7 protein-coding genes are annotated in these 15,660 nt (G+C 63.6%); all 7 read right to left on the bottom strand.

From position 1 onward, the window contains the following. Nucleotides 1-2: 2 nt before the first annotated feature. The 7 genes from DM806_RS09240 to DM806_RS09210 all read right to left on the bottom strand — a co-directional run bounded on the left by DM806_RS09240 (nucleotide 3) and on the right by DM806_RS09210 (nucleotide 15,563). Entirely contained in the window at nucleotides 3-656 is a 654-nt protein-coding gene (locus DM806_RS09240; protein ID WP_179042937.1) for a 4'-phosphopantetheinyl transferase family protein, read from the bottom strand. Further along, complete coding sequence (locus tag DM806_RS09235; RefSeq protein WP_179042936.1) at nucleotides 653-1,693, bottom strand: glycosyltransferase family 2 protein; 1,041 nt, start codon at nucleotides 1,691-1,693, stop codon at nucleotides 653-655. Before DM806_RS09235 ends, DM806_RS09240 begins: the two co-directional genes overlap by 4 nt. After that, nucleotides 1,690-8,085: a type I polyketide synthase gene (locus DM806_RS09230; protein ID WP_179042935.1), complete on the bottom strand. Its 6,396-nt coding sequence runs from the start codon at nucleotides 8,083-8,085 to the stop codon at nucleotides 1,690-1,692. Before DM806_RS09230 ends, DM806_RS09235 begins: the two co-directional genes overlap by 4 nt. Continuing rightward, complete coding sequence (locus DM806_RS09225; protein ID WP_179042934.1) at nucleotides 8,085-12,692, bottom strand: MupA/Atu3671 family FMN-dependent luciferase-like monooxygenase; 4,608 nt, start codon at nucleotides 12,690-12,692, stop codon at nucleotides 8,085-8,087. Before DM806_RS09225 ends, DM806_RS09230 begins: the two co-directional genes overlap by 1 nt. A gap of 17 nt (nucleotides 12,693-12,709) precedes the next feature. Then, the gene (locus DM806_RS09220) at nucleotides 12,710-12,991 is read right to left on the bottom strand and encodes a hypothetical protein (protein ID WP_179042933.1); all 282 of its coding nucleotides are present in this window, start codon (nucleotides 12,989-12,991) and stop codon (nucleotides 12,710-12,712) included. A 113-nt stretch (nucleotides 12,992-13,104) separates the two neighbouring features. Then, complete coding sequence (locus DM806_RS09215) at nucleotides 13,105-14,283, bottom strand: glycosyltransferase family 2 protein (protein WP_179042932.1); 1,179 nt, start codon at nucleotides 14,281-14,283, stop codon at nucleotides 13,105-13,107. Nucleotides 14,284-14,285: 2 nt separating this feature from the next. Beyond that, a complete protein-coding gene (locus DM806_RS09210; RefSeq protein ID WP_218647426.1) occupies nucleotides 14,286-15,563 on the bottom strand; it encodes a glycosyltransferase family 4 protein in 1,278 nt (425 codons plus the stop codon). Between the last annotated feature and the right edge of the window lie 97 nt (nucleotides 15,564-15,660).

Here is a 15,660-nt window from a genome sequence, read left to right as displayed (position 1 = left end):
CTTCAGATTGTGGTGGCCCAGGACATTATCCTGGTCCCCACGATCATGGTTTCGACCTGCACCTGCAGAGTGTCGGCCATCTGAACCTTGCGGCGGGTCAACTCCAGTCCTGTAGAAACGCCGACGGGGTCGAGCGACAGCCCTGTCCCAGCCGCCTTCAGGCAGGCTTCCTTGCGCGTCCATCCGCTGAGGAAAAGGTCGCTTTCCGATACGCCGCATAGCTTGTCGCGCAAGGCCAGGCGTTCCGGCATGTCGAAAATATTCTCGGCCAGATCCCTCGCATCAGGGAGGTGACGTCGATCCTCCACATCGACTCCTAGGGAACCGCGCCGCGTCACGCCTATCAGAACGGCGTTATCGGCATAGCTGAGGTTGAAATATATGTCCGGGGTGTCGAGCAGAACCGGCTTTCCTATTCCGATCTCGCCAAAGCGCAGCGCGTCCGCCGCGATGCCGGACCAGTCGGCCAGCATCTGGCGGATCATGAAACGGCCCATGAGATAGCGGCGGCGATGGTGCATGAAGCGGAAGCGGATTATCCGGTTGTGCTCCTCCGGCGATCGGGGATGCAGAACGCTCTCCGGCACGTCATCGATATGGATCAATCGCAGTTCCAGCCCCGCGTCCGCCACCGGTAGCCGGGCGCCGTGGCTCATAGGCTGGACCATTCCGGCGGCGCGGAAACAGGTGTTGCTGACTTGCCCTCGATATCGGCAGGCAGCTTGCGCCAGGCCGCATAGGCGATGAAATCGGAGAGCAATTGCGCTGGATCATCGTCCGGCAGGCGTTGCAGCCGCCGCCTGATCCGCCACCCGCCATGGGCAAGTATCCAGGCAAGATCGGCGCAAATGGCATAGCCGCGACCGTGGTTGCGGACGAAATATCGCCGCCGCGATTCGAACCAATAGGCCGGCATCCGCGGAACCACCGCATTTTTCCCTGTTAGACCGGTGCTTTGTCCGGCGATATGCAGGATGCGTGCGCTGGGCACATACCAGCATTGCCAGCCGGCCCGGCGTGCGCGCAGGCAGAAATCGGTTTCCTCGAAGTAGAGGAAATACCCCTCGTCGATCGGGCCGATGGCGTCGAACACTCCGGCGCGCACCATCATGCTCGCGCCCGACACCCAATCCACCGGAGCCGGGTCCGGCCCCATGCGACGGAGGACGGCGCTGCGTCGGAGCAACCGGCTGACGAGGCCCAGTCGTGCACCGCGCTCGACTTCGCTCGCCGCCGAAGGAAAGCGGAAAGCATAGGGCCAGGCTATGCCGTCCGCATCCTCGATCAGGCTGCCGGCGATGCCTGCGGAGGGATGGTTGTGCATGAAGTCGAGCAAGGTACGGAGCGCGCCCGGCCGTACCCGCGTGTCGGGATTGAGCAGCCAGACGAAGGAAGGCGTGAATCCTTCCGGCGCTGCCGAAACGGCCAGATTGACGCCATAGGCGAAGCCGCCATTGACCGGCGATGCGACCATCGACGCCCAATGCCATCCATGTTGCTCGATCGCTGCGCCGATGCGTTCAACTGATCCGTCGCCTGAATCATTGTCGACCACCACTACCCGCGCTTGGGGATAGGTGGCCAGTTCATCGGCGAGACTTTCGAGGCAATCGATCACCAGACCGGCGGTGCGATAATTGACGATGGCCACCAGTAACGGCGATTGCCTGCCGGTGAAGCTGTGGCAATTCATTGGCCCTGCTCCGTCGTGATTGGCGCTGATGGATTGGTAGATTCCGTCGTCGGCGACGCGCGCCTTTTCATCTCGATCAGGGCCGTGTCCATCGCATCCTGCATCAGCCTTGCCAATCTTTCCACATGCGGCTGCTGCAATGCGCTGGAATGGCCGCCCGGCACCTCCACCACCTCGATATGATTGGCGACGCGGCGTCCCCAGCCCATCGCATGATCCCCGAACTTTTCGGCAAATGGCTGGTCGTCCAGCGTGCCGTCGCCCATCATGGCCTTGTACACGACGACCCGCTCCGCCCGGATCAAGCCTTCAGGTTGATGCAGCCGGTGTGCCGCCTGATACAGTTCCAGGAAGGACAGGGATGTCGGGGCGCTGACGCCGCTCAGACTGGCCTGCTTGACCTGCTCGTTCATGCGCCGCTTCTCACGGCGGGAGGCGATTTCGTAGGTCAGCATGTTCGCGAACTTGCCGATGAGTTCGGGCGCAAGCGTCGCCAGTCCGGAAAGCGATCCGCAATGGCGCGCAAGTGCAGCCTTCCGCCGCGACCATCGCGTCCGCATATGGTGGAACGGGCGCTCCAGTGCCTCGACATCGGCGGCATCGATGATACCGATATAAGCCAGTTCTTCGCCCGCCTCCTCCAGTTGCAGCGCCATTTCGGCGGCAATGACTCCGCCTGCGCAAAGGCCTGCCAGCATATAGGGGCCGTGCGGTTGCACCTGCCGCATCCGCAGGACATGGCTGCGCGCCATGTCCGCGATGCTGCTGTGGATGAAGCTGCCGTCCGGATGGCGCTCGGGCTGGATGCCATAGGCCGGCGGCCCTTCCAGCCGCAGCGCCAGCGTGCGGTAGAGCAATGTCTCGCCCAGACCGTCATGGATCAGGAACAGCGCCCCCGTATCGTCGCCCGCGCGCAGCAGGACGATGCCCGGAGCAGGCGATGTGGGCAGCAGGCTCTCTCCATCCTCGATCACTATATCGGCGGGCGCTATCAGCGCCGCCAATCGCGCAAGCGTCGGTGCCTCGACCAGGGCGGTGAGTGGCAGATACTGGCCGAACTGCTTGCGCAGCCGATTGATCAGTTGCACCGCCAGCAGGGAATGGCCGCCCAGATCGAAAAAATCGTCGCTCCGCCGGATCGCGGCTGTACCTAGCATGTCCTGCCAGATCATGGCGATGGCCCGTTCCGTATCGGTGCGCGGCATATCCTCCGCCGGCAAATCGGTCGCGCTCGCGCCTGAGTGTCGGTGCGACAGGGCGGGCGTCCGCAATCGCGCCAGCGTGGGCAGCAAGTCATGTGGCGACACGATGATTTGCGCGTCGTTGCGCGATGCCAGAATATGGTCGATCACCGCCATGCCATCGTCCGACGTTATGCCCATATCGGTATCGATCACGGTGGGACTCGCGCCGCTGCCCTTGCCCATGGCCTGGGCATCGCGAATGCGTATCATGGTGAAGCCTTCGATTTCCGCCAGCACCTGCCCGTCGGGCGAGGCGATGCTGATGTCGAAGGTCGCGACTTCTCCGGCCTCCGTCGCTTCGGGCCTCAACCGGATATGGCTCACGATCCGGCCGGAGAGCGGGGCTGTCAACCTTAACCGGCCGTAGGACGCCGGTGCATAAAAGTCATTCGCCTGATCGAAACCGGGGATCAGCTTCTGCGCACCCGCCGTGGCGAAGTCGAGCAATGCAGGGTGTAGTGCCAGTCCTTCGAGATCGGCCAGGAAGGGTTCCGGCAGGCATAGGTCCATCAGGGCTTCATTCTGTCCCAGCCGCAGCGCCTCCACATTGCGCCAGCGGGGGCCGAAAGCCAGATGCGTGTCCGATCCACCCGTTAGGGGTTCCGGTCGGTCGCAACGCGCCGCGATCATGTCCCGGTCGAGCCGCCTGCCATCATCTGGTGTGCCGACCAGCGCGTAGCCGCGCGCATGCTCGGTCCAGGGCTGCGTCTCTTCCGCGCCCGCATCGCGGCCCATGACATGCACCCGCCACACGTCGCCTTCCTGATGCAGCAGATCGACATGCAGGTGGCGCGCGCCGTCATCCGCGACCGCGAAGGGTTCGAGAAACAGTATTTCCCTGAGTTCGAACGGGCGATTCTGGGCAATGTCCTGAAAGGCTTGGCGGACGATTTCGACAAGGCCGGTACCAGGTATCAGAGCCGTGCCATGGCGCAATCTATGTTCATCCAGCAACCAGTGCTTCCGGGGGAAGAGTGTTGCCGCAACCGTCCGTCGCTTTGGCGTATCGACCAGCACATGGTCCAGGAAGGCCGCATCCATCGTCGTTTGCACCATCGCCGTGCAAGCCGGCCGTTTCGGTGCAATATGGGCGGAGGTCGCCATGCCGACATCCTGCCATCGCGGCCATCCCACTGCGATCACGGCTGTCCGGCCGCGGCCGGCATGCTTGCGCGCATGGCTGTCGAGGAAGGCGTTAGCAGCGGCATAGTCCACCTGCCCGGCAATTCCCGCCACCGCGCTGACGGAGGAAAATAGCATGACGAAATCTGGCTGCGCGCCGCGCAATGCGGCTTCCAGCGCCTTCGTGCCACCTATCTTGGGCGCCAGCACGGCGGTAGCGCCATCGGGAGACTTCAGCGCCAGCGGCCCGTCGTCGAGCAGGCCCGCCGCGTGGAAGACGCCATGGATGGCGCCGAAACGCGTCTGGGCGCTCGCCACCGCTCGACGGATCGAGCGGGTATCGGCCACGTCGGCGTCGATCAGCAGGATTTCCGCGCCCTTGTCTTCCAGCGCCCGAACCTTTCGGATACGGCGCGCCAGCGGATCGCCCGGCGACAGGCTGGATAGCAGGGCAGGCCAATCTTCACGCGGGGGCAAGCCGGATCGCGATATCAGCGCTAGCCGGGCCTTGTGCTTGTCGAACAGATGTTCCGCCAGCTTCAGGCCGATGCCGCCCAGGCCGCCGGTAATGAGATAGGCGCCACCCTGCCGCATGCGGTTCCGCTCGGCTTCCGCCAGCATCAGCGGCTCATATCCCTCGACCCAGCGCTCCATGCGGCGATAGGCGACGGTCCCGTCCGGTTGCGCCACGGACAGTTCCACCAGCAGGCAGGATGCCAGTTCCGCGCGTCGTTCGGCTGTCGCGGGCAGGTCGACATCGATGGCGACCATGTGCAGGTTCGGATATTCATTCGGCACCACCCGGCACGGACCCAGCGCCGCAGCCTTGGCCGGCTCGATCATGGCTTCATCGCACACCCGCTGCATGGCGCTGGAGACAAGCGCGATGACGATGTCGCGGTCGACGCCCGCATCGCCGAGCGCCCGTGCCAGATGGAAGAGCGACCAGAAACCACGCTGCAAGGCATCGCCCTCATCCGTCGTCAGCCAGAGATGGAAGATGCGCGACGGCACTCTGTCATGATCGGCCAGATGCGCGACAAGCTTCGCATAATGGTCTGCGTTACCCGGATCGATGGTCAGCCCGTCCTTCGCGGAAACCCGGAACCGCCGGCCGGCGCGCACCATGGTTACGGCACAGCCGTCCCGTTCAAGGCGCTCCGCCAGCGCCTCGCCCAACCAGCCGCCGTCCATGAAGATCAGCGCGTCACCGCTTTCCCGCTCAACATCGGGCAGGGGTACCCGCCGCCAGGCCGGCTGATAGAACCATCGCGCTTTATCGGGATGGGCGAGTAATTCCACATGCGGAGTGCCTTCGCCGGTCGCCGCCGTGCCCGGCTCGATCCAGTGCCGTTGCCGGTCGAAGCGATAACTGGGAAGTGGGACGCGTCGACGCTGTTCCGTCCCCCGCAGTTTTTCCCAGGCGACAGGGAAGCCCGAAGCCCATAATCCGCCCAGCGTCTTCAACATATAGGCCTGGTCGTCGAATGCCTCATCGGCATGGCGCAGCGAGTTGAAGACGGCCTGCTCCGTCCCGCGTGCGCGGTGCTGCCGGGCCAGGCTTGCGAGCGTGCGTCCCGGTCCGACTTCCAGCAGCAGATGGCCTGATGGCAGTAATGTCTCCAGCGCCGTATCGAAACGCACCGTCTCGCGCAGGTGTCGGACCCAATAATCGGCCTGCGCCACGTCGCGCGGCTGGACCCAATCCCCCGTCAGGCAGGAGACGAAGGCGCGCTTGGGCGCTTCCAGTTTAATGCTCTCCACCAACGCCCGGAAAGCGCCCAATATCGGATCGAGCATCGCGCTATGCGCTGCGACCGATATGGCGACCGGCTGGCTGTTCACGCCCTCTGCCTCCAGCGTGGCACGCAGTTTTTCTACAGCCTCGACCGGGCCTGACGCGACCGTCAGGGCCGCGCCATTGACAGCCGCGATGGACAGGTCCGCACCGATGAAGGGGCGCAGCCTGTCCTCCGACAGCGGCACGCTCAACATGCGGCCGGCGGGCAGGCTTTCGAACAGTTGTGCCCGTCCATGGGCCAGCTTCAGTGCGGACCGCAGATCGAACACGCCCGCAAGATGGGCGCCGACATATTCGCCCATGCTGTGGCCGATCATCGCATCCGGCTCGACGCCCCAGCTCATCCACAAGTGTGCCGTCGCATATTGGATGGTGAAGAGCAGCGGCAGCCCGATGGTGGGCCGCTGCATGGCCGCCGCCGCTGCATCGCGCTCTCCGGCCCTGGGGAAGAGCGCGAATCGGAAATCCGCCGGGCTTATTGCGCCCAGCAGGGTAAGGCATTGATCGACCGCTTCCCGGAATATGGGTTCGGAATCGTACAGCCCTTGCGCCATCCCGGCATATTGTGCGCCGCCGCCTGCGAACAGGAAGGCGACCTTGCGATCTGGCGCGGAACAATGGCGACTGACGGCATAGACCGATTCCGGATCGCGCAATGCGGCGGCACCGCCATGATGGCTTTCCGCCACCACGATCCGGCGATGGGCCAGCGTCTTCCGGCCACTTTGCAGGGTGAAGGCGATATCGGCCAGCGCCTCGTCCTGCTGTTGCTCCAGATGGTCAGCCAATGCCAGTCCATTGGCAGACAGAGCGGTGGGCGTGGCGGCGGACTGGACCAGCAACTGCCAGCGTCGCGACGGGCCGGACGGGGAAGGCGGTGGTGCCTGCTCCATGATGACATGGCAGTTGGTGCCACCCACGCCCAGTGAACTCACGCCGGCGCGCAGCGGCGATCCGGGCGCGCCGTCCCAGCGGCGCAGCCGATCATTCACCACGAAGGGCGACTGTTCCAGCGCACAGGCGGGATTGGAGCGGCCATGGTTCAGGGAAGCGGGCAATTGGCGATGCTGCATCGCCATCGCCACCTTGATGAAGCTCGCGACGCCGGCGGCCGTGTCGGTATGGCCGATATTGGGCTTTACCGACCCGATACCGCAATAGCCGACGGCATCCGTGTCCCGCCTGAACGCCTGCGTCAGCGCCGCAACCTCGATCGGATCGCCCACCGGCGTGCCGGTGCCATGCGCCTCGACATAGCTGATCGATCGGGCATCGACATTGGCGATGCTGAGCGCTTCGGCTATGGCGCGCGCCTGTCCATCGACGCTGGGGGCGAGGTAGCTGACCTTGCCTATCCCGTCATTGTTGACAGCCGAGCTGCGGACGATGGCATGGATATGGTCGCCATCCTCCATCGCATCGCGCAGGCGGCGCAATACGACCACGCCCGCACCGCTGCCGAACACCGTGCCGGTCGCATCTGCATCGAAGGCGCGGCAATGGCCATCGGGCGACAATATCTCGCCCGGCTCGTAGCGATAGCCTTGTCCATGCGGTAACTCGATGGTGACGCCGCCGGCCAGCGCCATGTCGCTTTCGCCGTTCAGCAGGCTCTGCATCGCCATGTGGATGGCGACGAGCGAGGTGGAACAGGCCGTCTGAACATTGACGCTCGGCCCTTTCAGGTCGAGCAGATAGGATGCGCGGGTGGCAAGAAAATCCTTGTCGTTGCCGGTATGCCGCATCAGGAAGAAGCCGACCTTGCGGACGAGGTCGGGATTGGTCAGCAGATTATAAGGCAAATAGGCGTTATGGCCCGATCCGGCGAACACGCCGATCGCACCGACAAACCCGTCGGGCGTATGACCCGCATTTTCGAGCGCGGCCCAGGCACATTGCAGGAAATGCCGGTGCTGCGGGTCCATGATGGCGGCATCGCGGCTACTCAGGCCGAACAGCGTGGCGTCGAACATCTCCATGTCGGGCAGGGGCGCGCCTGCCCGCACATAATGGGGATCGGCCAGCACCCGTGGATCGACCCCCGCTGCCAGCAGATCCTCGTCGTTGAACCGGCTGATACATTCCCGTCCGTCGCGCAGATTGCGCCAATAGCTTTCCAGATCCGGGGCCTCCGGGAAGCGGCATGCCATGCCGATCACCGCGACATGATTGTCGATGTCCGCATCACGGGGGGCATCGCCGCCCCAGTTCACAGGCTGGTCCATCAGGCCTGACTCCGTTCCATCGACGTCCGCGCCATCGCCCGGCGCGCGAGGGCTGCCTTGCGCCCGTCCGCCCGTGCAAAGCCGTCCCGTGCGGCCTGATCATTTGCCACCCCGCCCGACAGATGCGCGGCCAATGTGCGAATGGTGGGGAAACGGAAAATGTCGGTCAGCGCCATGCTGCACCCGAGTTCTCCCGTCAGGCGTCTGTGCAATTGTACCGCCAGCAGCGAATGACCGCCGGCATCGAAGAAATTGTCGAGCGACCCGATCGTCTCCAGCTTCAATATGTCGCGCCAGATCACCGCGATCCGGCTTTCCATGCCGTCATCCGGGGCGACGAAATTTTCCTGGGACACCGGTGCGACACGTTCGGGCCGGGGCAGGGCGTTGCGGTCGATCTTTCCGTTTGGCGTCTGCGGCAAACGCGCCATGCCGACATAGTGGGTCGGCACCATGAATTCGGGCAGCTTTGCCCGCAGCGCCTCCCTTACGCCCGCAAAATCATGGTCTGTATCCAGTGGCGCGGCATAGGCGACCAGTATCTGTTCGCCATCCTCCGTGAGGATCGCATTGACGACAGCCTCCCGCACGCCATGCATGTCATGGAGCAGCGCCTCGATCTCGCCCAGTTCGATGCGATAGCCTCGAATCTTGACCTGATGGTCGAGCCGCCCGAGAAATTCGAGTGTCCCGTCCCTCCGTCGCCGGCCAAGATCCCCGGTTCGATACAGCCGCGCCGCCGGGTCGCCGGGATCGGTGACGAAGCGCTCGCCGGTCAGTTCCGGCCGGTACAGATAGCCCCGCACCACACCCGCGCCGCCGATCACGATTTCGCCCGGAACGCCCGGCGGCATCGCCTGCTGCCGGCTGTCCATGATATGAATGTCCTGATTGACGAGCGGCCTGCCCAGCGGCACCGCGCCGCCGGTCGCGACCGGATGGATGGCGGACCAGATGGTCGTTTCGGTCGGTCCATACATGTTCGTCACCTTACCCCGTACCAGATGGGCAAGATCGTCAGCCAGATCGGGCGGGAAGGCCTCCCCCCCTATCATCAGATGACGAAGCCCGGCGACATGCGGCGTGATGCCCGGCTCGGCGAGCAGCATCCGCATCATGGATGGCGTGCATTGCAGATGGGTGATGCCGTGGCGCTCCATCAGCATGGCAATCGATTCCGCCGGTTTCTCCTCGACCTCCACCGTCAGTCGGCGCAGTTCGTCCAGATAGGGAAGATGGGCCAGAACCGTCTCGCTATCCACGCCGAAGTCGATCAGGTTGGCGATCTCGTCGACGCCGATGGTCCGCAGCCGGTCCACCATTGCCAGGCATTGTTTCGGCGTCCCGAACAGCCCGCTGCTTTCGAAGTAGCGCTCGAACGCATGTTCCAGCAGCATCTCGGTTTCTTCCGGTGATAGGCTATCGAAATCGACGTTCGACACCGTGTCCGCCATGCCCGGCCGCCGCTTGAAGGCCGGGAAGGACCAGGCATATTGCTTGACCAGGCTGGTCGCGGTCCGCAAATAGGCGATCAGCGGTTCCCGCACGATGGCGCGGATGGCTTCGGCGTCCGGCCCGACGAAGCTGTGCAGCATCAAAGTGACCTGGCCCTCGCCCGTGTGGCCCGCCTCCCGCCGTGCCTCCCGATAAGCGCGGATCTTCTCCGTCAGTTCCTCCACCGATTGCCCAAGTAGATGGGTCAGGATGGACGCTCCCGCCCGGCCGGCTGCCGCAAAGGTTTCGGCATTGCCCGCGGATGTGATCCAGAAGGGGAGTTCCGCCTGCACCGGCCGAGGCAGTGTCTGCACCTCGACCGGACCGACCGGTCCCTCAAACGACCTTGATTCACCGCGCCACAAGGCCCGGATGGTTTCGATATCGTGCACCAGTCCGGTGTTGCGGTCCGCATAGGCCGCAGGCCGGAGCGCGAAATCGTTCGGCTGCCACCCGGACGCGAAGGCGATCCCTACGCGCCCGCCTGACAGATTATCGACGACCGCCCATTCCTCTGCCACTCGTGCAGGATGATGAAGGGGCAACACGACACTGCCGCCCCTGATCTGGACCCGATCGGTAATGGCCGCGATCGCGGCGCCTGCGACAGCTGGGTTGGGATATATGCCGCCAAAGGCATGAAAATGCCGTTCCGGCGTCCAGACGGCGGCAAAGCCGTTGCGGTCGGCGAAGCGTGCGCCCTCCAATAGCAACCGGTATTTGTCCTGGCCCTGGGTGGCCTCATCGCTGGAAAAATAGAAGAGGCTGAAATCCACTGGTCGTTTTGGCGCTGCTACCGGCTTCAGTTCCTGGCCCGTCGCCAGCACGACCTGCATCCCGCGGGTCAGCGTCCAGGCCAGTTCCAGCACGGAAATGTCGAAACTGAGGCTGGTGACGGCGAGCCATTTGCCTTCGGCCGTAACGTGCCGATCCATGCCCGCGAAGAAATTCACAACATTGCGATGTTCCACCATCACGCCCTTGGGCCTGCCAGTGGAACCGGAGGTGAAAATCACATAGGCCAGATTTTCCGGACCGCTGGCGAGGGGGAGGGGCGTTGCCTCCTCCGCTGCAATCGCCGCCCAGTCTCCGTCCATGCTGAGGATAGGAGCATCTTTTGCCAGCGTGGGAACAAGGTGCGACAGGGTAACGATCGCCCGCAGTTTGGCGTCCTCGACCATCTGGTCGATGCGCGCCGCCGGATAGGCCGGGTCGAGCGGCACATAGGCTCCGCCAGCCTTCCATATGGCGAGAAGGGCGACGACCATGTCGACGGATCGATCGCAATATAGTCCGATGATATCGTCCGGTCTCACGCCCATATGCTGCAACCGACGCGCTACCCGATTGGATCGCTCGTCGAGTGCGCCATAGGTCAGGCTTTCGCCGCGACATGTCACGGCCAGCGCCATCGGGGTACGCGCTGCCTGTTCCTGGAACAGCTGATAGATGGTTGCATCCTTGCGCCAGTCGATCCGCTCGCCCGATAGCGAAGCGTCCATGCTGGCCAGAGGCAGTTCGCCGATCGGACGAAGACCATCGGCACGACAAATATCGGCCACCGCCCGCTGCATTTCAAGAACTAGCTGGTTATCGATATAGGTTCGATCGAACAGCCAGCGGCTCGTTCCATCCGCGCCGATCGCTATCAGCAGTCGGCAACCATCGGGCAGCGTACAGCTTGTCGGATGCTCGACCATTGCAATGCTCAAGGGCAAGGAAAGATCGCGCTCGGCCGCCAGTTCCTCTCCCAGTCGGGCGGGCAGGTCGGCGCGATAGCCCTTGCGTTGATGCCTCTCCGCTATCGACGCCGCGAGTGTCGCTTGAAGCGCCTGCAATCCTGCACCGAAATCCACTTCCACGCGTAACGGCAGCGTCTGCGCAAACCACGGCGCCACCATTTTGGTTTTGGCGTGGAGCGCCGTATCGCCAAAGCCGATGTCAAAGCTCGTGCGGTCATGGATACGCGCGACATAGGCGACGATGGATGCAAGCAGGAACTCCGTCGCAATCCCTTCTTCAGATCGGTGATCGAGATGGTCGACGCCGACATCAGGCGCAGAGGGGCGCTCGAAGCAATCCATAGGCAAGGGATCGAGTGCCAGCAGCCGTTTGCGCCACCATGGCTCATGGACCGCAAAACTGGCCGCTACCTTGGACAGCGCAGCTCGCCGATCAGTATTCGGCCAGTCGAACCGTGCGCCGACGGTTAGGCCGAACATCGCCGCCAGGTGATGCGGCGCAAGAGGCACTCCCCGCGGCGTTGCGAAGCCCTCCAGTCGTACTGCGCCGTCTCCGGTCGCCACGATCAAGGCATCGTCATCAACGCGCAGGATGGTACCTGGCGTGGTCTGGCGGGGCTCCTCGACTGCCCGAGCTGTTTTCGCCGTCAGTATCCGACCGTCCACCAGCAACGTCGGCACGGCAACCGGATTGGCGTGAGCACCGAAGTCCAGCGCCCGGACGAAGTTCTCGACCTGCCGCGCGTTGGCGTCCCATGGGATCATGCCGGCGCAGGCTGTCCGGTCGCTCGCATTTTTCGGCGGAGCGTCGGCCTGATCGATCTCGACCAGCGTTCCTTCTGCCAGTCCATCGATCATCTCGACAAAGCCATCGATGGCCGCAGCAAAACATTTGGTGTTGAGTGAAAAGGTGGTTTCCCCCGTGTCCACTGCAAAGGCGCGGCTCGCCAATATCGCGCCGCGATCGACCTCGGCCGTCATCCTGTGCCAGTTGATTCCGTGCTGCGCCTCTCCGTTGATGAGCGCCCGTACCGGTGCATTCAGCCCCGGATAATGCGGAAGCGGCCCATCATGGAAGTTGATCGCCCCACGCAGCGGCAGAGCGAGGATCGGTTCGGGCAATATCTTCAGGTTCGCGATACTGAACAGATAGTCGAATGTGCCGACTTGGCTCCCGTCCAAATTCTGGATATCAGCAAAAGCCGGGATATTCTGGGTTCCGCACCATTGCAGGATTGACTGCCGTTCGCTGACGACTGCAACGATATGATGTCCGCGTTGAAGCAGGATTTTCCCACATTCCGTCAGCAGCGTCTCTTCACCTATCAGCACGCATTCCCACGGGCGGGCGTCGTTGCGATCATCTTGCATGATGCCGGTCTTCCTGTTCAGGACAGAGTGATATGGGTTTGGCCGCGCTTGCGGATCTGGCGGGCAACGACGATGGCGCAGGTCAGCAGGCAGAAATAGGTGGCGAGGCCGGGGCCTTCGCTTCCGTCACTTTCGCCCTCGGCCTGCTGCGTGGTGTCGGTGGCGACCAGGGTTGCTGTGGCGGCAGAGGGCTTTGACGCCTCGACATCGACGGGTTCGTCGAGTTGATAGGTGAACAGCAGGACAACCGCCATCAATATGGCTGCCCTTTGCGCTCCCTGCATCGACCAGAACGACATGATGGTCCCCTTTTGAAAGGCGTGTGTCTTTGCGGTGCGACCCGAGGCGACTCTTTGACAGGTTTCCGATATTATGTTCGATCCATGGCCGGGCTTTCAGCCTGTCCTTTGCCTCATGGAAATTGGGAGGGTGGATCGCGGTCCGTCCGTACCCATTCCCGTTGCCGCCGAACCAGAAAGCGCGTCAAAAGCGGGGCCTTCCAGAAAAGATAGAGCAACAACTGGTACAGTGTGGAGGCGGAAATCAGATCGCGACCCCAGCGCCGCCAGACCAGCACCAGACTCAACAGAAAGAAAGTGAGGTTGACGACCAGGAAGGTGAAAGGTGCGAGATCACCCAGGGCCAAGCCGCCAGCCAGCAACGGAAGCAGGGCCAGCGCGGAGAGCATTGCCAACATCCCCAATGGCGGCACCGCCAGATCCATCGCCAGCATCCAGCCACTGGTTCGGCCTGTCAACGCAGCCTTGAGCAGTCGTCCGACATGACCGGGCGCCGATGCCATGCTGCCATGTTCCCATCGGGTCCGTTGCGACATGGTGCCCTGCATGCCACTGATCGGGCTGCTGAAACGTGCCGCCTCGACAAAGCCGACCCGATTGCCGCGCAGATAGAGGTCGATCCCCAGTTGCAGATCTTCGACCAGACAGGCGGTGGCAAGGGGGGCCGTGCTGAACATGCGCCAGGGAAAGGCCATGCCGCTCCCCTGCAGCAGCGCATGGCCGGACAGGGCCTGCAATCCCTTCTGCCGCACCAGATTCTTCAGTCGAAAGGCCAGGGTGGAGATGGCGATCCTTGGTTCCCCGGTCGGCCCTTCGATCAGATAGCAGCCCTGAAGCGCGGCATTGTCCCGCACCGCCGCAGCGGCAATATGGCCGATGGCCCCTGCCGCCGGGATCGTGTCCGCATCGATTACGAGCACGACTCCCGGCGGTTCGTTCGCCAGATGATCGCGTCCGAAGGCCAGCGCATAGCCCTTGCCGCGCCGGATCGGATCGCGCCTTTCCAGAACCTGCGCACCATGGGCGCGCGCGATCCGGGCGGTCGCATCGCTGCAATTGTCGGCGATGACGATCATCCGGTCTTCCGGTCGCAACTGCGTGGCCACTGCCCTCAGCGTCCCAGCGATGCAAAGCGCTTCGTCATGCGCCGGGATCAGCACCGCTATGGGAGGCGGCAACGGCAGCGGTTCGGCGCGCGCTTCATGCAGCAGCGCGGCGCAACATTCCGCGCTCACTACCAGCAACGGGAGCACGACAAGCCCAGCGATCACCCAGAGGAAAAGGGCCGCCATGGCTATACCAGCGGTCTGAACAAGGCGGCAAGCGCAGCCGCATTGCGGTCGACATCATGATAGCGTCGCACCCGCGCCCGTCCGGCCTCTCCCATGACGGCGAGCGTCTCCCGGTCGGCTTCCAGGACTATATGCAGCGTTTCCGTGATCGCCTCGGTCGATCCCGCCGGCACCAGATAGCCGCAATGATCGTCGACCAGTTCCGGTATGCCCGATATGCAGGACGCGACGACCGGCTTGCCGAGCGCCATCGCCTCCATCAGAACGATGGGAAGTCCTTCGGCCAGGCTGGGCAGCACCAGCGCGCGCGCCTGCATCATTTCCTCGCGCACCGTCTCCGCACTGCACCAGCCCAGCAGCGTGACATGATGCCGCAAGCCCAGCCGCTCGATCTGCTCTTCCAGCATCGGCCGCAACTCGCCGTCGCCGATGATGCGCAGTTCAAACCGTCGGAGGGGCGCGACTTCCGCGGCCGCCTCCAGCAGCAGCGCCAGCCCCTTCTGCGCGCTCAACCGGGCGACGCAAACGAGCCGGTTGGACAAAGGCGAGATATCAGGGGCGATGTCGACATCATCGTCGATCCTTTCCAGCTCTATGCCGCAACGGACCACTTTGATCTTTGCCCAATCCTGTGCATGGGTCCATCGGATCAACTGCCCCCGGCAGAAGCTGGAAATGGCGACGACGAAGGCCGCGCCCGACACTTTCTCTGACAGTTGCAGCGATTTGGGTTCGTCGAACTCATCCGGGCCATGCAAGGTCACGCTATAGGTGACGTTGCTCAGGTCGCACGCGATCCGGGCGACGGCGGCGGGATTGGTACCGAAATGCACATGGACATGCCGAATCCCCGCCCGCTCCAGATATTCGACCAGCAGGCATGCTTCCAGCAGATAGGCGCAGATCCGCACAGGCCCCACCATGCCGGCCGCCAGCATCCTGTGCGCCGTGCCGATGCCCCGCCACAGCCGCCGCGGTTCCCGCCACACGCGCGACAGAAAGGCCGCCAGCAGTTCCAGATAATTTCCGTTGAGCAATATCCGGGTGCGGTCCTGCTCGCTCCTGTCGGCCGGGTCGGGCAGCGCGTCTGCCCCCTCCCTTACGGAAAGGCGCGCAACCTCGAACCCCTGACGTTCCAGCGCAAATATTTCCCTGCGGATGAAGCTGTGGCTCGGCTTGGGGTAGACGTTCGTCAAATAGGCGACGCGGGGCGCCTTCATGGAGGAGGGCAGGGCGGAATGCCTGCGCTTCCGAAACCATGGCTCATCTGCAACCAGCATCGTCATCTCTCCTTGGCGCGGCGTCGGTACTAAAGCGGTGCGCCGAGCGGAATTTGCCCGGCGCACCCTGCGTCTGCATACATCCGGCGAGTAGTCG

The sequence above is a fragment of the Sphingobium lactosutens genome (assembly GCF_013393185.1).
In the GTDB taxonomy this organism is placed as follows: domain Bacteria; phylum Pseudomonadota; class Alphaproteobacteria; order Sphingomonadales; family Sphingomonadaceae; genus Sphingobium; species Sphingobium lactosutens_A.
Note: the sequence above shows the minus strand (reverse complement) of the source record. Positions and strands in the feature narration are given on the sequence as shown.